11 protein-coding genes and 1 tRNA gene are annotated in these 16,899 nt (G+C 73.2%); 8 read left to right on the forward strand and 4 right to left on the reverse strand.

The window, feature by feature from the left end:
• Position 1: 1 nt before the first annotated feature.
• The gene (locus AS594_RS05470) at positions 2-901 is read left to right on the forward strand and encodes an oxygenase MpaB family protein (RefSeq protein ID WP_069933391.1); all 900 of its coding nucleotides are present in this window, start codon (positions 2-4) and stop codon (positions 899-901) included.
• 127 nt (positions 902-1,028) lie between these two features.
• Here AS594_RS05470 and AS594_RS05475 read toward each other — a convergent pair whose 3' ends face one another.
• Positions 1,029-1,559 carry a DoxX family protein gene (locus AS594_RS05475; protein ID WP_069925940.1) on the reverse strand — a complete coding sequence of 177 codons (531 nt, stop codon included), beginning with the start codon at positions 1,557-1,559 and terminating at the stop codon, positions 1,029-1,031.
• A gap of 97 nt (positions 1,560-1,656) precedes the next feature.
• A complete protein-coding gene (locus tag AS594_RS05480; protein ID WP_069933390.1) occupies positions 1,657-2,463 on the reverse strand; it encodes a sulfite exporter TauE/SafE family protein in 807 nt (268 codons plus the stop codon).
• Positions 2,464-2,828: 365 nt separating this feature from the next.
• On the opposite strand from AS594_RS05480, the gene AS594_RS05490 reads away from it, so the two are divergent.
• The 4 genes from AS594_RS05490 (at position 2,829) to AS594_RS05505 (ending at position 12,771) form a co-directional block, all read left to right on the forward strand.
• On the forward strand, positions 2,829-4,628 hold the full coding sequence (locus AS594_RS05490) for a S8 family serine peptidase (protein ID WP_240508946.1): 1,800 nt from the start codon (positions 2,829-2,831) through the stop codon (positions 4,626-4,628).
• A gap of 178 nt (positions 4,629-4,806) precedes the next feature.
• Positions 4,807-7,737 (forward strand): helix-turn-helix transcriptional regulator, encoded by a 2,931-nt coding sequence (locus tag AS594_RS05495; protein ID WP_069933388.1) that lies wholly within the window; start codon positions 4,807-4,809, stop codon positions 7,735-7,737.
• 7 nt (positions 7,738-7,744) lie between these two features.
• Positions 7,745-10,306, forward strand: coding sequence for a SpoIIE family protein phosphatase (locus AS594_RS05500; protein ID WP_079148275.1), 2,562 nt, complete (start codon positions 7,745-7,747; stop codon positions 10,304-10,306).
• Complete coding sequence (locus tag AS594_RS05505; RefSeq protein ID WP_069933386.1) at positions 10,303-12,771, forward strand: SpoIIE family protein phosphatase; 2,469 nt, start codon at positions 10,303-10,305, stop codon at positions 12,769-12,771. Before AS594_RS05500 ends, AS594_RS05505 begins: the two co-directional genes overlap by 4 nt.
• A gap of 95 nt (positions 12,772-12,866) precedes the next feature.
• Here the strand turns inward: AS594_RS05505 and AS594_RS05510 are convergent.
• A tRNA-Pro gene (locus AS594_RS05510) sits at positions 12,867-12,943 on the reverse strand.
• Positions 12,944-13,090: 147 nt separating this feature from the next.
• Between AS594_RS05510 and AS594_RS05515 the strand changes: the two genes are divergently transcribed.
• Positions 13,091-13,633: a DUF309 domain-containing protein gene (locus AS594_RS05515; protein ID WP_069933385.1), complete on the forward strand. Its 543-nt coding sequence runs from the start codon at positions 13,091-13,093 to the stop codon at positions 13,631-13,633.
• Positions 13,630-14,394, forward strand: coding sequence for a precorrin-6A synthase (deacetylating) (gene cobF / locus AS594_RS05520; protein ID WP_069925947.1), 765 nt, complete (start codon positions 13,630-13,632; stop codon positions 14,392-14,394). Before AS594_RS05515 ends, cobF begins: the two co-directional genes overlap by 4 nt.
• Here cobF and AS594_RS05525 read toward each other — a convergent pair.
• Positions 14,363-15,148 (reverse strand): cobalt-precorrin-6A reductase, encoded by a 786-nt coding sequence (locus AS594_RS05525; RefSeq protein WP_069933384.1) that lies wholly within the window; start codon positions 15,146-15,148, stop codon positions 14,363-14,365. The two genes, cobF and AS594_RS05525, sit on opposite strands and share 32 nt — an antisense overlap.
• A 176-nt stretch (positions 15,149-15,324) precedes the next feature.
• Between AS594_RS05525 and AS594_RS05530 the strand changes: the two genes are divergently transcribed.
• Positions 15,325-16,866, forward strand: coding sequence for an RNA polymerase sigma factor (locus AS594_RS05530; protein ID WP_069934974.1), 1,542 nt, complete (start codon positions 15,325-15,327; stop codon positions 16,864-16,866).
• Positions 16,867-16,899: the final 33 nt, after the last annotated feature.

Raw genomic sequence — 16,899 nt, forward strand, 5'->3', positions numbered from 1 at the left:
TATGGACGTGTCCCCGCCTGTCCTCTCGTCCCTGCGCTCGCGGATCGGCAGCGACCTGTTCAGCCGCGTCGCCGGTCCCCGTGGCGCGGACACGCGGGCGCGCATTCACGGCACTCCGGGGCCGCGCTGGTTCGGTCCGGACAGGCCCATCCGTGCGGTGCACGGGGATGCCTCGATGTTCATCGGCGGACTGAGTGCCTTGCTGCTGCAATCGCTGCACCCGCTCGCCATGGCCGCCGTCGCGGCCCATTCCGGCTACCGGGGCGATCCGTGGGGCCGGCTCCAGCGCACCAGTACGTTCCTGGCGGTGACGACGTACGGCACGGCGCAGGACGCGCAGCAGGCGGTGGACCAGGTCCGGGCCGTGCACGAACGGGTGAGAGGGACGACCGCCGCCGGGGAGCCGTACCACGCGGCCGACCCGCATCTGCTGATGTGGGTCCACGTTGCCGAAGTCGACAGCTTCCTGCGTGCGCACCAGCTCTACGGTGCCCATCCACTGGACGCCGACGGCTGTGACGCGTACGTCAGCGATACGTCGCGGGTGGCGGCCGCGCTCGGCGTGAGCGACCCGCCGCGCACCCGGGCCGAACTGGCGGCCCGGCTGGACGCCTACCGGCCCGAGCTGCGGGCCACACCGGAGGCCCGCGAGGCGGCCCGTTACATCCTGCTGCGTCCGCCCCTGCCGCGGATCGCCCGGGCGCCCTACGCCGTTCTGGCCGCGAACGCCGTCGCGATGCTTCCGCCCTGGGCCCGCGAGCCGCTCGGGCTGCCCCGACTGCCGGCGCTGGAGAAGACCTGCGTGCGCTTCACCGGACACGCGCTGACCCGGACGATCCGGTGGGCGATGGTGCCACCCCCGCCCACGCTGCCGCCCGCGCGCTCTCCGGGCGCGGCCTGACTCCCCGGCACCTGTTCCCACGAGGCCGCCGCCCGCGTCGCACCGGGCGCCGCGAGGGCGCCGCGGACGTGGCGGGCGCCGCCACGGCGGTCGGCCGCCCGCACGGGACACGGCGCCCGCGCGATGTCTACGTCGCGTCGCCGGCCGCGTCCTCCGTCTGTGCCTTGCGGCGCTTGGTGAGGACACCGGCCGCCGCGAGCGCGCACCCGGTGAAGGCCAGTGCCACGGTCCAGGGCTGGTCGAAGTGGTGGCCCATGGCGTGGTCCAGCGAGTAGCGGCCGGGCCCGGCGAGGCCGATGGCGGCCGCGGTGAAGCCGAGGAACGCGGGGTACTCGTAGCCGCCCGACTGGGCGAAGAACCCAGCGGGCGCGTGTACGGCGACGGCCCCGGCCATGGCTCCGGCCGCCGCCGCGCCAGCCGCAGGAGTCGCGAGCCCGAGGGCCAGCAGCACCCCACCGCCCGCCTCGCCGAGCCCGGCCGCCACCGCGCTCTGCCGTCCGGGGCTGAAGCCCATGTGCTCCATGGCCGTAGCGGTGCCCTCCACGCCTCCGCCGCCGAACCAGCCGAGCAGCTTCTGCGTGCCGTGCGCCGCCAGCACGACGCCGGTGCCCGCGCGCAGCACGAGCAGGCCGAGGTCGCGTCGGTTGATCTGAGCCATGGTCTCTCCCAGCGTGAAAGGGGTGGGATTACGTCTCCACTCTCGCTACGGGACGCCCCATGCGCACCATTTCGCCCGCCACGGCACGTGCGACGTATCAGCGCAGCAACAGCTGAAGGCCGCCGAGCACGGTGGCCGCGATCACCAGCCGCTCGAAGAGCCGCTGGTTGATCCGGTCGACGCACGCGCGTCCGAGCCAGGCGCCCGGGACGACGAACAGCACGAGGGCCGCGTCCAGCAGCAGGGACCGCCCGTCGATCAGCCCCAGACCGACGCTGAACGGCACCTTCGAGGTGTTGACGATCAGGAAGAACCACGCGGACGTGCCGAGGAAGCCGAGCTTTTGGAAGCCCGCGGAGAGCAGGTAGAGCGACATGACCGGGCCGCCCGCGTTGGCGACCATCGTGGTGAACCCACCGAGCACACCGTACGAACGGGCCTTGAAGCGGCCACCGCCCGGCCCCGCGTCCGCCTCCGGGGGGTTGGGCGGCGCGGGAGCACCTGGGCCTGACCCGGACCCGGCCACGGGCCCCGCCCCGGCCGGTGCGCGGCGGCGCCACAGCGTGACCCCGGCCATGAGCAGCAGGATCGCGCCGATCGACGTGCGTACGGCGTCGTCGTCGGCCCACAGCATGAAGACCGCGCCCCCCACCACCCCCACCGCGACCGCAGGGAACAGCCTCAGCAGCGTCGGCCAGTGGGCGTGCCGCCGGTAGACGAGGACCGCGATGAGGTCCCCGGCGATGAGGATCGGCAGCAGTACGCCGGTCGATTCGCGCGCCGGCAGCACGGCGGCGAAGACCGCGAGGCTGACCGTGTTGGCGCCGCTGACGGCCGTCTTGGAGAAGCCGACCAGGGCCGACGCGGCGGCCAGCGCCGCGCACTGCCACAGGGTGATGTCCATACCGGGGACCGACGCTACAGCCACCCCCGGGCGGACCCCCGGCCAGACCCGCCCTCACCCCTCGCGGGGGCGACAAGGGTTTTCCCCGTATCGAGTTCATCTCGCCGTTCCCTACTGTCTGCCGCACCGGCGAATCCCGTCTCCTGAAGTGACTGTCAGGTGCATGTAGAAGGCGGGGTACGCCGGGGACGGCCTTGACCCAGGGTCGTAGCGCCGGCGGCGGCGCACGGGCTCACCCGGCCCAGGAACCGCGCACCAGTGGCCCCCACGCCACGCGTGGCTCCCGCGCCGCCCGCCAGGCGCTCCGCACGTACGTCATGAAAGGGAACACCTTGAACGGTTCCAGGCGGAGACTCATATCCGTCGTGGCAGCGACCGCCACGATCGCCGGCGTCGTTGCCACCTCCACCGTGGCGTCCGCCGCCGCCGCGGGCCCCTCCCCGAAGCCCGCCCCGGCTTCGCAGGCCATGACCGAACTGCCGGCCGCCCCGGTCGAGAAGGTCATCGTCACCTACAAGTCGAAGGCAGCCGAGGCCGGTTCCAACGCCGCCGCCAAGACCGACGCCGCCGCCAAGGGCAAGGAGACCGGCGAGAGCCTGTCGTTCGAGCGCCGCCTCGCCGGCGGCGCCGCCCTGGTCGACCTGGGCGGCGAGGCGTCGAAGAAGGACCTGAGCGAGGTCATGGCCGCCTTCCGCGCCGACACCTCGGTCGCGTCCGTGGAGCCCGACATCCGCGCCTACGCGATGGCGGTCACGCCGAACGACACCGACTACGCCAAGCAGTGGGATCTGTTCGAGGCCACCGGCGGCATGAACGTCCCCGGCGCCTGGGACAAGACCACCGGCAGCGGCGTCACCGTCGCCGTCATCGACACGGGTTACGCCGCCCACACCGACCTGGCCGGCAACGTCGTCGCCGGGTACGACTTCATCTCCTCCTCCGCCGACGCCCGTGACGGCAACGGCCGTGACAACAACGCCAAGGACGAGGGCGACTGGAACGCCACCGACGGCGAGTGCGGCACCGGTTCGAAGGCGAGCAACTCCTCCTGGCACGGCACGCACGTCGCCGGCACCATCGGCGCCACGGCCAACAACACCAAGGGCGTAGCGGGCATCGCGTACAGCGCGAAGATCCAGCCCGTGCGCGTCCTCGGCAAGTGCGGCGGCTCCTCGGCGGACATCGCCGACGCCATCACGTGGGCGTCCGGCGGCACCGTCCCGGGCGTCACGGCCAACGCGACCCCGGCCAAGGTCATCAACCTGAGCCTCGGCGGCGCCAGCGCCACCTGCCCGAGCGTCTACCAGACCGCGATCAACGGCGCCGTCTCGCGCGGCACCACCGTCGTCGTCGCGGCGGGCAACAGCAACGCCAACGCCTCCGGCTTCACGCCCGCCAACTGCTCCGGCGTCATCAACGTGGCGTCCACCAGCCGTGAGGGCAACCGTTCGTTCTACTCGAACTACGGCACCAGCATCGACGTCTCCGCGCCCGGCGGCGAGACCCGTCGCGCCACGGACACGCCCGGCACCATCACCACCCCCGAGAACGGCATCCTCTCGACGCTGAACTCGGGCACCACGACCCAGTCCACCGAGAACTACAAGCCCTACCAGGGCACTTCGATGGCCGCCCCGCACATCGCCGGTCTCGCCGCGCTGCTGAAGTCGGCCAAGAGCACCCTCACCCCGGCCGAGATCGAGTCCGCGATCAAGGCCAACGCCCGCCCGCTGCCCGGCACCTGCACCGGCGGCTGCGGCTCCGGTATCGCCGACACCACGAAGACCGTGAACGCCGTCACCGGAACCACCACCCCGGGCGGCGCCACCTTCACCAACGCGGCGGACGTGACGATCAACGACAACGCGACCGTCGCCTCCTCGCTGGCCGTGACCGGCCGCACCGGCAACGCCCCCGCCGCCCTCAAGGTCGACGTAGACATCAAGCACACCTGGCGCGGCGACCTGGTCGTCGACCTGGTCGCTCCGGACGGCACCGTGCGCAACCTGAAGGCGTCGTCGTCCTCGGACAGCGCCGACAACGTCATCGCCTCGTACACGGTCGACGCGTCCAGCGAGGTCGCCAACGGCACCTGGAAGCTTCAGGTCCGCGACGTGGCATCGGGTGACACCGGCTACATCGACAGCTGGAGTCTCACCTTCTGAGCACCCAGAAACTTCGCATAACCCCAGCTCAGGGGCGTGTCCGCGGCATATCGCGGGCGCGCCCCGCGCGGCGTTTGTCCGCATGCCGGACAAGTGGTCTGGACGGCGGCTGCCGACTTCGTATTCTCTGCTCGCACGGGCAGAGGGCTCGCGCGCGCCAAAGGGTGGTGGTGGGTTCGTGACGTCGGCGGTGTACCGGCCCGCGCCGGTCGGGCGGGCCGAGCTCCTCGCACGGCTCGAACGGGTCCTGCACTCCCGCGGCCGCGCCCTGCTCACCGGCCCCGCGGGGGTCGGCAAGACGGAACTCGCCCTGGCCGCCGCCGCGCGCGCCGAGTCCCGCGGCGAGGCCGTGATCTGGCTCGCGACCCTCCCCGCCGACCGTGACATACCGGGTGCTGCCGCCGCCGCCCTCGTCGCCTCGGTGGCGGCCTGCGTGTCCTGGCCGGCCGCCGGGACCGCCCACAGCGGCCCCGGCGGGCCGGGCGACCCGGCCGGACCGGGTACGTACGACCTGCTCGACGGGCTCCCCGGCCCGCAGCGGACCGCCGTCGCCATGCTGTGCCGCGAGGCACTCATCCCCGACGGCGGCTGGGACGCCATCGCCCTGCGGCTCGGCCTCGCCCAGATCCTGCGGACCCTCGCCGCGCGCGGACCGGTCCTGCTGGTCATCGACGGCGTGCAGCGCGTGGACGACACCAGCGCCGACCTCGTCCGCTTCGCCCTGCACCTGGCCCCGCCCGCCCTGCGGGTCCTGGCCGTCGAGACCCCGTCCCCGTACGGCTCCGAGCCCTCCGAAGGCGGTACGCCGCGACCCGACCCGGCGGCCGGCCCGGAACCCCTGTGGGTCCCCTCCGAGGCCGACGTCCTGTTCGTACCGCCGCTCCAGGCCGACGAGATAGCGGAACTCCTCATCCACCACCGGCTGCCCTCCCGGATGGCCGGCCGCATCCACCGGGCCAGCGGCGGCAATCCGCGCCTCGCCCTCGCCGTCGGCCGCTCGCTGGCCGACGCCCGGACGCCGGTGCACCACGCCGAGGCGCTGTCGCTGTCCGGGCGCGCCCGCGACCTGGCCCGCCAGCTCCTGGGCGCCGCCTCGCCCGGCGTACGTGCCACGCTCCTGCTCGCCGCCCTCGCCCTGCGCCCCACGGCCTCACTGATACGCCGGGCCGGCCGCCCCACCGCCGAGGCCGATCTGGCCGCCGCCGAACGGGCGAACCTGGTCTCCCTCGACGAGGACGGGACGGTCGGCTTCACAGCCGGCGTACTGCCGTCGACACTCGTGCACGACGCCTGCTGGACCGAGCGCAGCGCCGGTCACGCCGCCCTCGCGCGGGTCGTCGATGACCCCGTCGAGGAGGTCCGCCACCGGGCCCTGGCCACCGACATCCCCGACGGGGCGCTGGCCGCCGAGGTCGCCGACGCCGCCGACGTCGCGCGTCGCCGGGGCAACAGCGCGCTGGCCGCCGAACTGGCCCTCCTGGCAGCCGAATCGACACCCGTGCAGCACGGCGCCAAGCGGATCGCCCGGCTGGTCGACGCGGCCGAGGAGGCGGCCCGCGCCGCCCGCGCCGACCTGGCCATGCGCGCGGCCACCGACCTGCTCGCCCGCGACGCCGCACCGGCCGACCGGGTCCGCGCGCGCCTCGCGGTGCTGGACACGGCGGGCCAGGGCCTGTGCGACCTGGAGGAGATCTACGTCCACGCCATGGAGGACTCCGAGGGCGACACGGCGCTGCGCGCGGCCGTGCAGCTGCGGCTCGCGGTGAAGTACGTGCTCGCCGACGGCGATCCCGTACGCTCCCGCGCCGCCGCCGTCGAGTCCGCCGCGCTGGCCGGCTCGGTCGGCGACCGCAGGACCGCGGCGAGGGCGCTGACCGTACAGGCGCGCATGGACCGTGTCCTGGGCTCGCCCGACGCGGAGCGGGTGCTGGCCGAGGCGCGCGCCCTGGAGGTGTTCGAGCGCCCGCTCGGCATCCGTAACGCCGCGCAGATACTCACGATCCGCCACGCGTTGTTCGACGACCGGCTAACCGACGCCCGCGACCAGGTCAACGCCCTGCTGCCGCTGGTCGAGCGCCGCGGCCCGGTGGAGGACGCCATCGAGCTGTTCCGCACGCTCGCCGAGATCGGCGCCCGGCAGGGCCAGTGCGCGACGGCGCTCGCGCACGCCGGCCGGTCGCTGGCCCTGACCCTGGAGGCGGGTCTCTCACCGGGGCCCGCCTGGTACGCCCTGGCCCTCGCGGAGACGGCGGGCGGCAGTTTCGAGCGCGCGGCGAGCTACGCCCGGCGCAGTGTCCGGGCCTCCGAGGAGGAGGGGGACCACGTCTTCCTCTCCCGCAGCCGGTACGCGCTCGGCCGGGTCCAGCTGATCAACGGCGACGTGGCGTCCGCCCTGGAGAGCCTGCGCCGGGTACAGGCCGACGAGCGCGCCCAGTCGACCGTCGACCCGTCCATGCTGCGCTGGCACGAGGAGCTGGCCGAGGCACTGCTCGCCAACGACGCCCCGGAGGAGGCCGCGGCGCTGCTGGCCGGCGTACGGCCGGTCGCCGAGCGCCTCGGCCGTACGACGGTGCTCCTCGGTTGCGACCGGGCGTACGCCCTGTACCTGGCGGCGAGCGGCAAACCGGACGAGGCCGCGGATCTGCTGTCGCGCACGGCGGACAGTTTCGCCGCGGCGGGCCTGCCGCTGGAGAGCGGCCGGGCCCTGATCGCACTGGCGCGCGTGGAGCGCCGCCGCCGCAGGCGGTCGGCGGCCCAGAGCGCGCTGCACGCCGCGGCCGCCGTCTTCGAACGGGCCGGGGCGGTGCCCTGGCTGGGGCTGACCACGGAGACGTCGTCCCGTACGGCGGAACCCGCCCCGGCGCGCGGCGAGAACCTGTCGTCCCTCACGGACGCGGAGCTGCGCCTCGCCCTGCTGGTCGGCCAGGGCGCCAGCAATCAGGAGGCGGCGGCCAAGCTGTACCTGAGTGTGAAGACGGTCGAGGCCCGGCTGACCCGCATCTACCAGAAGCTGGACGTCCGCTCGCGCGCCCAGCTGGCGACCGCCCTGACCGCCCGGCAGGGCCACCTGCCGGCGTCCGCGGCGGCGGAAAACCCGGCGGCCGGCTGACGCGAAGATGCGCGGCACCGCAGCCGGGGAGCATCCTTGCTGTGTGACCTGGTACGGCGCGGCCGGGCCCGCACCGCCGAGTGAGAGCGGGGCGACAACCGGGAGCGCGAACAGCGACGGCCAAGCTCCGGACGAACTGGCCCTGGTGCTCGCCCAAGCCGCGGTGAACGCGATCGAGTCCGCCGGCGGATTCGCCGGCGGCGTCTACCTGCGCTCCCGCACACCGGGCCTGCTGCGCATGGCGGTACTGGGCGGACTGCCCGGCCGGCTGTTCCGGCCCTGGTGGCGCATGCACGTGAACCGCCCGTTCCCGGTGGCCGAGGCGTACCGCTCGGGCCGGGCCGTCCACCTCGGCGACGCCGAGGAGGCCATGCGCCGCTTCCCGCAGCTCATGGCCGGCCTGCCGTTCCCTTTCGGCTCGCTGTACGTGCCCCTCGCCGACGGCCGCGAGAAGTTCGGCGTACTGGTGGTGCTGCGGGCGGCCACCACCGGGGTGCCCGTGGACGAGACGGACCGACGCCGGATGCGGCAGGCCGGGGAGCGGCTCACCGGCGATCTCGCCCGGCTCCGCGCGGCCGGGCACGCGGTGGAGTGGGAGGGCGAGCCGGTCTGCGTGCACCTGCCGTCGGTCACCACGCCGCCGGTCCGGATCGGGAACTTCGACTGGGACCTGGCCGCGGGCACGGTGACGGCCGACGACGAGCTGTGCGCCATCCTGGGCACTCCCCCGGGGTCGTTTCCCGGCACGATCGGCGCTCTGGCGGCGCGGCTGGCTCCCGAGGACGCGTACGGGCTGTGGGCCGTCGCCCGTCATGTGGCGAAGTCGGGTGCTCCCGCGACGCGCAGGATGCGGCTGCGGGGCCCGGACGGACGTCCCCACCTGCTCGAACTATCCGCCCGCGCGCGGCCGCCCGGAGGCGGCCCCGGGGGCCGGCTGACCGGGTTCCTGGTGGACTTCGGCACCGGTCCGGTCGTCGCGGAGGCGACCGACCGGCTGCCGCGCGCCATCCTCTCGCTCGACCGGGTGGGGCGGGTCACCTACCTGAACCGCAGCGCTGAGACGCTGCTCGGCCACGCGCGGTCCCATCTGATGGGCCGGGTCCTGTGGGAGGTCCTGCCGTGGTTCGGGCACCCCGCTTACGAGGAGCACTTCAGGGCCGCGCTGCTGTCCGACAAGGACGTCCACTTCGAGGCCCGGCGCGCGCCCGGGCCGCAGGAGTGGCTGTCGGTCTCCCTCTATCCGGGCCACGGCGGCCTGACCGCCACGCTCGCCCCGGCGGACGAGCCCGCGTACACGCCGGGGTCGGTCGCCAGGCCGGGCGTCGGGCTCGGTTCCCCGGCCGACCGCGCGTCGGCGCTGTACCGCCCGGTCGCCCTGGCCATCGCGCTGACCGAGGCGGTCACCGCGCGCCAGGTGTCCGCCGTGGTCACCGAGGAGCTGCTGCCCGCCTTCGGCGGCCGCCAGTTGGCGATCTACCTGCTGAACGAGAGGCACCTCTACCTGTCCTGGGAAACGGGGTTCCCCCAGGGCTTCCTCGACCGCTTCGACGGCGTGGCGCTCGACGCCCGGCTGCCCGGTGTGGAGACGCTCACCTCGGGCCGTCCCCTGTTCTTCGAGTCGATGGAGCACCTGGCCGCCGCCTACCCCGGAATCCCGATGGACTCCCATGTCGGGGCCAGGGCCTTCCTGCCGCTGATCGCCTCAGGCCGTCCCGTCGGCTCCTGCATCCTCGGTTTCGACCAGCCGCGCGGCTTCAGCGCCGAGGAGCGTACGGTCCTCACCGCTCTGGCGGGGCTCATCGCCCAGGCCCTCAAGAGGGCCCAGCGTTACGACACCGAAGCGGCGCTGGCCCGCGGTCTCCAGAGCGCGCTGCTGCCGCACCGGCTGCCCGTGATGGAGCACGTCGGCACCGTCGCCCGGTACCTGCCCGGCACCCAGGGGATGGAGGTGGGAGGCGACTGGTATGACGTCGTCGACACCGGTAAGGGACTTGCGCTGGTGGTGGGCGACGTCCAGGGGCACGGCGTCGCCGCGGCCGCCACGATGGGCCAGCTGCGCAGTGCCGTACGGGCCTTCGCGCTCGCCGGACAGGCCCCGCAGGAGGTGATGCGCAACACCAACCGCCTGCTCATCGACATCGACCCCGGCCAGTTCGCCAGCTGCTGCTACATCGTCCTCGATCCGGTCTCCGGCTCCGCGCAGGCCGTACGCGCGGGCCACCCCCAGCCGCTGCTGCGCCACAGCGACGGCGGTACGGAGGTGCTGGACCTGGCCGGCGGCATCGTGCTGGGCGTCGACCCGAAGGCCACGTACCCGGTCACCGGACTGCACCTCGAACCGGGAGCCGTCCTCGCCCTGTTCACCGACGGGCTGGTGGAGCAGCCGGGCATCGACATCGACCTGGGCATCGAGCGGTTGCGCGCCACCTTCGCCGAGATCGGCTCGTCCTCCCTCAACGCGACGGCGGACCGTCTGATCCGGGAAGCCAGGCAGGCCGCGGACCGGCTGGACGACATCGCGCTTCTGCTCGCCGCCCGCTGGGCGGAACCGACAAGGCAGGTGCCATGACCTCGGTATACGCAGCAGGCGACGCGGGCCTCGGTGGTCCCCTCGACGTCTCCAGAGCGGCCACCGCCGTGCTGGACGCGGACGGCACGGTCGTCGGATGGAGCCCGGCGGCGCAGCGGCTGCTGGGACATCCGCCGCAGGAGGTGCTCGGGCAGCCCGTCGCCGCCCTTCTGGTGGGCGGTGAGGACGGGGGCGAGGACGAGGCGCACGAGAGCCGGCCGGACGGAACCGGGACGGCCGCGGGCCCGCCGGACACCGCGTCCGTCAGCCGCCGGGTGCTGCGGATGCGTCACCGCGACGGCCGAGTCCTGCGGGTGGCCACGGCGATGCTCCCGCTGTCGCCCGCCGGCACCGGGCCCGCCCGGCTGCTGGTGGTGGCCGACGCCGGGGAGACGGAGCAGTGGGAGGCCCTGCAGGCGATGCTGCGGGGGCTGGCCACGCAGTCGCCCGTGGGCCTGGCGATCTACGACAGCGGCCTGCGGGTGGTGTGGACGAACGCCGCGCTGCGCCACGAGATGGGGCCCTCGGAGTACAGCGGGCTGGGCCCGGACGAGATGGTCACCCACGGCGAGGTGCTGTCCGAGGGCTACCCGCCGACGCTGGAGGAGATGATGCGGCGGGTGATGGCCACGGGCGAGCCCGTCATCGACCTCCAGTACCGCGGCCGCCCGCCCTTCGACCCGGAACGGGACCACGTCTGGTCGTGTTCGTACTACTGGCTGCGGGACGCGGGCGGCGCGACGCTCGGGGTGTGCGAGGAGACGATGGACGTCACCGACCGCTACCTCGCGCAGCAGCGGCTGGATCTCCTGGTGCGGGCCGGCGGCCGGGTGGGCACGACCCTCGACATGGCCCGTACGGCGCGGGAGCTGTCGGAGGTCACCGTCCCGCAGTTCGCCGACGAGGTCACGGTCGACCTGCTGGAGGACGTGCTGGACGGCGAATCGCCCGCCCCTGGAATCGCTCCGGCGGGCCGCCTCGTCCGCGTCCGGAGGCCGGAAGGCGGACCGGGCGCCCCGCTGGCCCCCGGGGAGCGGCCGCGGATCGCCTACCCGCCGGACTCCCCGCAGACCCGCTGCCTGGCTTCGGGCCGCTCCGTGCGGGAAGACCCCTCCGAACGCCCCGGCGGGCCGCCGCCGCGCGCACGGCTGGCGGTTCCCCTGCGCGCGGAGGGCGCCACGCTGGGTGTGGTGACGTTCGCCTGGGACGGGCGCCGCGATCCGTTCGACGCCGGGGAGCTCGCCGTGGCCGACGAACTCGTCGCCCGGACCGCCGTGAGCATCGACAACGCCCGCCGCTACACCCGCGAGCACAGCGCGGCCCTCATGCTCCAGCACAGCCTGCTGCCGCAGAGCCTCCCCGAGCTGACCGGAGTCGAGCTGGCGCACCGCTACCTGCCCGCCGACAACACGGCCGGTGTCGGCGGCGACTGGTTCGACGTCATCGCGCTGTCGGGCACGCGGGTGGGCCTGGTCGTGGGAGACGTGGTCGGTCACGGTCTGCGGGCCGCCGCCACGATGGGCCGTCTGCGCACGAGCGTGCGGGCGCTCGCGCGGCTGGACCTGGCCCCCGACGAACTCCTCGCCCGGCTCGACGACCTGGTCGCGCAGGCGGCGAACGAGGGAGCCGTCCCCGTCGGCGGCCACACGATGCCCTACGACGAGGCGCTGGGCGTGACCTGCCTGTACGCCGTGTACGACCCGGTGTCGGGCCTGTGCCGGATGGCCAGGGCCGGCCACCCGGCCCCCGCGGTGGTCGACCCCGGGGCCGGCTCGGTTACCTTCCCCGACCTGCCCGCGGGCCCGCCGCTCGGCCTGGGGGGCCTGCCCTTCGAGACGGCGGAGCTGAAACTCGAGGAGGGCAGCCTCCTCGCCCTGTTCACCGACGGCCTCGTGCAGAGCCGCGAGCGGGACCTCGGCGAACAGCTCGACGGCCTGCGCTCGGTCCTCGCCGACCACCGGCGCCCGCTGGACGAGCTGTGCGACCGGACGGTGCGGACGCTGCTGCCCGGTTCGGTGGACGACGACGTGGCGCTGCTTCTCGTACGTACGGGCATGCTCGGCAGCGACCAGGTGGCCGTGTGGGACCTGACCGCCGACCCGGAGGCGGTGAGCTTCGCCCGCGCGGCCGCCACCAAGAAGGTCGGCGAATGGGAGCTGGGGGAACTCTCCTTCACCACCGAGCTGGTGGTCAGCGAGCTGGTGACCAACGCCCTCCGGCACGCTCCCTCCGGCCCGATCCAGCTCCGGCTCATCCGCGACCGGACCCTGATCTGCGAGGTCTCCGACACCGGGCACACCTCGCCCCACCTGCGTCATGCCCGCAGTGACGACGAGGGCGGCCGGGGCCTGTTCCTCGTCGCCCAGATGACGCAGCAGTGGGGTACCCGGTACACGCCCACGGGCAAGACCATCTGGGCCGAGCAGTCGCTCGTACCGGACTGGGGAGGAGACGAGGAGTTCTGATCCGTACGGCGGCCCGGGTGCGGGCGACTTGGCACCGGAAAACCGAAAAGGCCGTATCGGAATGCTCCGACACGGCCTTCGACCCGCGTAAACGCTGGTCGGGACGACAGGATTTGAACCTGCGACCCCTTGACCCCCAGTCAAGTGCGCTACCAAGCTGCGCCACGTCCCGGTGCCCGCCTGACCTGGGGTTTCCCCTGGCTGGGCGTGCACCAGAACAATACCGCACTCCGCGCGTGGTCCCTACTGCGCCGTGGGGGCCAACGCCTTTCGCCCACGGGTCCGGTGAGTGCGCACCGGGACAAGTGACAATGGGCGCATGGACGACAGGGAACAGGACAAGCGGGACAGGAGGGACCGCGACGCCGAGGGACGGGCGCGCAACGCGCGGCCGCGCGACGGGCTCGGCAGGCCACTGCCGTACGGGGCCGAGGGCGTGGCCCGGCAGCCCGAGGGGGTGGAGCGCACCGGGGACGAGACGGTCGTCGAGGCGCAGCGGCTGCTCGACGCCGGTATGCCGTTCCACGCGCACGAGGTCTTCGAGGACGCCTGGAAGTCGGGCCCCGAGGAGGAACGCGCCCTGTGGCGCGGCCTCGCCCAGCTCGCCGTCGGTCTCACCCACGCGGCCCGGGGCAACAGCGACGGCGGCGCGACGCTGCTGCGGCGCGGGGCCGCCGGTCTCGCCGCCTACGGCGACGTGCGTCCGTACGGGATCGCCCTCGTGGAACTCGTCGCGTGGGCGACGGAGCTGGTCGACCGGGTCGTGGTCCGGCAGGAGCCCGTACCGGCCGCCGGGAGCGCTCCGCGCCTGCGCGGGCGGCAGGGGGCCGGCGGAGCCGATGGGGCAGACTCCGTCCGGTGAGAAAGATTCATGTCATAGGCATCGGCGCGGGCGACCCGGACCATCTGACGATCCAGGCCGTCAAAGCGCTCAATACGGTCGACGTCTTCTTCCTCCTCGACAAGGGCGAGGAGAAGTCGGACCTGATCCGGCTGCGGCACGAGATCCTCGACCGTCACATCGCGCGGGGGCGGGAGTACCGGCTGGTCGAGGGGCGCGACCCGGACCGCGACCGCCGGGCCGGGGGCGCCGACTACTCCCCCGCGGTCGGCGACTGGCGCAGCCGCCGGGCCGACATCTTCGAGGCGATGATCACCGACGAACTGGGCGGGGACCAGACCGGCGCGTTCCTGGTGTGGGGCGATCCGGCGCTGTACGACAGCACGCTCGGCATCCTGGAGGAGATCCTGGAGCGCGGGAAGGTGGCTTTCGAGTACGACGTGATCCCCGGTGTCAGCAGCGTGTCAGCACTGGTCGCACGCCACCGCACAGGCCTGAACCAGGTCGCGAAGCCGGTCCAGATCACCACCGGCCGCCGGCTGGCCGAGGGCTGGCCGGAGGGCACGGACGACGTGGTGGTGATGCTCGACGCGCACCAGGTCTTCCAGCGGTACGCCGAGGAGGACCCGTACATCTACTGGGGTGCCTACATCGGTACGGCCGACGAGATCCTCGTGTCCGGGCGGCTCTCCGAGGTCTCGGACCGGATCCTGCGGCTGCGCGCCGAGGCCCGCGCCCGCAAGGGCTGGATCATGGACACGTACCTGCTGCGCCGGGACTGAGGCACCCGAGCCGCTCCAGCTCCGCGACCACTCCGGCCACGTCGGGAACGGTACGCACACCGGGCGGCGTGGGCGGCCGCCGCACGACGACGACCGGCAGGCCGAGCTCCCGGGCCGCGGTGAGCTTGGCGGCGGTCGCGGGGCCGCCGCTGTCCTTGGTCACGAGCACATCGGAGGCGTACGCGCGCAGCAGCTCCTTCTCGCCCTCGACGGTGTACGGGCCGCGGTCGAGCAGGAGCCGCGTGTGGCGCGGCAGCGGCGGCTCCGGGGGCTCCACGGAACGTACGAGGAAGTGGAGCCCCTCCAGGCCCGCGAAGGCGGCCAGGCCGAGCCTGCCGGTGGTCAGGAAGACCCGGCGGCCGAGGGCGGGCAGCAGCGCCGCCGCCGCGGCCAGGTCGTCCACGTGGTGCCATCGGTCGCCGGGGACCGGCTGCCAGCCCGGACGGCGCAGCGCGACCAGCGGGATGCCGGCGGCGGCCGCCGCGATCGCCGCGTTCGCGCTGATCAGGGCGGCGAACGGGTGCGTGGCGTCGATCACCGCGGCGACCCGGTGCTCGCTGAGCCAGGCCGCCATCGGCCCCGGGCCGCCGAAGCCTCCGACGCGAATCTCACCATCAGGCATCCTTGGTTGTGTCACCCGTCCTGCGAGCGAGGTCGTCACACGCAGGGAGGGGACCGGAGCCAGTGTCCGCGCGAGCTGCCTGGCCTCCGTCGTACCGCCGAGTATCAGTACATGGCCAGTGCCGGTGATCATGCCGTCACGCTACCGGAGGGGCCCCGAGCGGGCCGTTTCGGAAAAGTGGTTCAGGTCACTCTATTCAAGGCGTAACGAAATGGCGCGAGCGTGCGATGAACCCACAGGTGTCGTCGCGCTGCCCCTTACGTCATGCGACCTCGCCTAGTCATCATTTTTGCTACGAGAGGCTCCTCGTGTCGGTCAGTCCGTCCCGCCCGTTCCCACAGGAGATTGCGGAATCCCCTTCCCTGGTCGCGCTCATCGAGCGTGGCAAGGAGCAGGGTCACATCAACGGCGACGACGTACGCCACGCCTTCGAGGCGGACAGCATTCCCGCGGACCAGCTCAAGCGGGTGCTGCGCAGCCTCAACCAGGTCCTCGACGAAGAGGGCGTGACCCTTATGGTCACGGCGCCCAAGGCTCCGGCCAAGGCGCCCGTCAAGCGTGCGCGCAAGACCGTCGCGAGGGACGAGGAAAAGCGTCCGGCGACCAAGAAGGCCGCAGTCAAGAAGACCGTCAAGAAGACCGCTTCGGCGACGTCGCAGGCGGCTCCCGCGTCAATATCGGTAATGGACTCCACCGACGGCGCCGACGCCCCCGCGGCCCCGGCGAAGCGTGCCGCGAAGAAGACGACCGCGAAGAAGACCGCCGCCAAGAAGGCCGCCGCGGCCCCCGAGGAGCCGCAGGGCGACGCCTGGGCCGACGAGTCGGTCGCCGCCGACGAGGCGGACGAGAAGCCGGTGAAGCAGCCGCAGCAGGGCGACGGCTACGTCCTGTCCGACGAGGACGAGGACGACGCGCCCGCGCAGCAGGTGATGGTCGCCGGCGCCACCGCCGACCCCGTCAAGGACTACCTGAAGCTGATCGGCAAGGTGCCGCTGCTCAACGCCGAGCAGGAGGTCGAGCTGGCCAAGCGCATCGAGGCGGGTCTCTTCTCCGAGCACAAGCTGGAGGAGGAGGACGAGCAGGACCCTGTCTTCCGCCGGGAGCTGGAGATCCTCGTCGAGGACGGCCGCCGCGCCAAGAACCACCTGCTGGAGGCCAACCTCCGTCTCGTGGTCTCACTGGCCAAGCGCTACACCGGCCGCGGCATGCTCTTCCTGGACCTGATCCAGGAAGGCAACGTCGGTCTGATCCGCGCCGTGGAGAAGTTCGACTACACCAAGGGCTTCAAGTTCTCGACGTACGCCACGTGGTGGATCCGGCAGGCGATCACCCGCGCGATGGCCGACCAGGCCCGCACCATCCGTATCCCGGTGCACATGGTCGAGGTCATCAACAAGCTCGCGCGCGTGCAGCGCCAGATGCTCCAGGACCTGGGCCGCGAGCCCACCCCGGAGGAGCTGGCCAAGGAACTCGACATGACCCCCGAGAAGGTCATCGAGGTCCAGAAGTACGGCCGCGAGCCGATCTCGCTGCACACCCCGCTGGGCGAGGAGGGCGACAGCGAGTTCGGTGACCTCATCGAGGACTCCGAGGCGGTCGTCCCTGCCGACGCGGTCTCGTTCACCTTCCTCCAGGAGCAGCTGCACTCGGTGCTCGACACCCTCTCGGAGCGCGAGGCGGGCGTGGTCTCGATGCGGTTCGGTCTGGCCGACGGTCAGCCGAAGACGCTGGACGAGATCGGCAAGGTCTACGGCGTGACGCGTGAGCGCATCCGCCAGATCGAGTCGAAGACCATGTCGAAGCTGCGCCACCCCTCGCGCTCGCAGGTCCTGCGCGACTACCTCGACTAAGAGGTCCGGGCCCCTGGGGCCCCCGGTCACCGG

Source organism: Streptomyces agglomeratus, assembly GCF_001746415.1.
GTDB classification, from domain to species: Bacteria; Actinomycetota; Actinomycetes; order Streptomycetales; family Streptomycetaceae; genus Streptomyces; species Streptomyces agglomeratus.

Bases quoted from the DNA above. Each gene is read 5' to 3' on its own strand.
- AS594_RS05500 (WP_079148275.1), top strand. From the start codon at position 7,745: ATGCGCGGCACCGCAGCCGGGGAGCATCCTTGCTGTGTGACCTGGTAC.
- AS594_RS05515 (WP_069933385.1), top strand. From the start codon at position 13,091: ATGGACGACAGGGAACAGGACAAGCGGGACAGGAGGGACCGCGACGCC.
- AS594_RS05525 (WP_069933384.1), bottom strand. From the start codon at position 15,148: ATGATCACCGGCACTGGCCATGTACTGATACTCGGCGGTACGACGGAG.
- AS594_RS05480 (WP_069933390.1), bottom strand. From the start codon at position 2,463: ATGGACATCACCCTGTGGCAGTGCGCGGCGCTGGCCGCCGCGTCGGCC.
- AS594_RS05470 (WP_069933391.1), top strand. From the start codon at position 2: ATGGACGTGTCCCCGCCTGTCCTCTCGTCCCTGCGCTCGCGGATCGGC.
- AS594_RS05475 (WP_069925940.1), bottom strand. From the start codon at position 1,559: ATGGCTCAGATCAACCGACGCGACCTCGGCCTGCTCGTGCTGCGCGCG.
- AS594_RS05505 (WP_069933386.1), top strand. From the start codon at position 10,303: ATGACCTCGGTATACGCAGCAGGCGACGCGGGCCTCGGTGGTCCCCTC.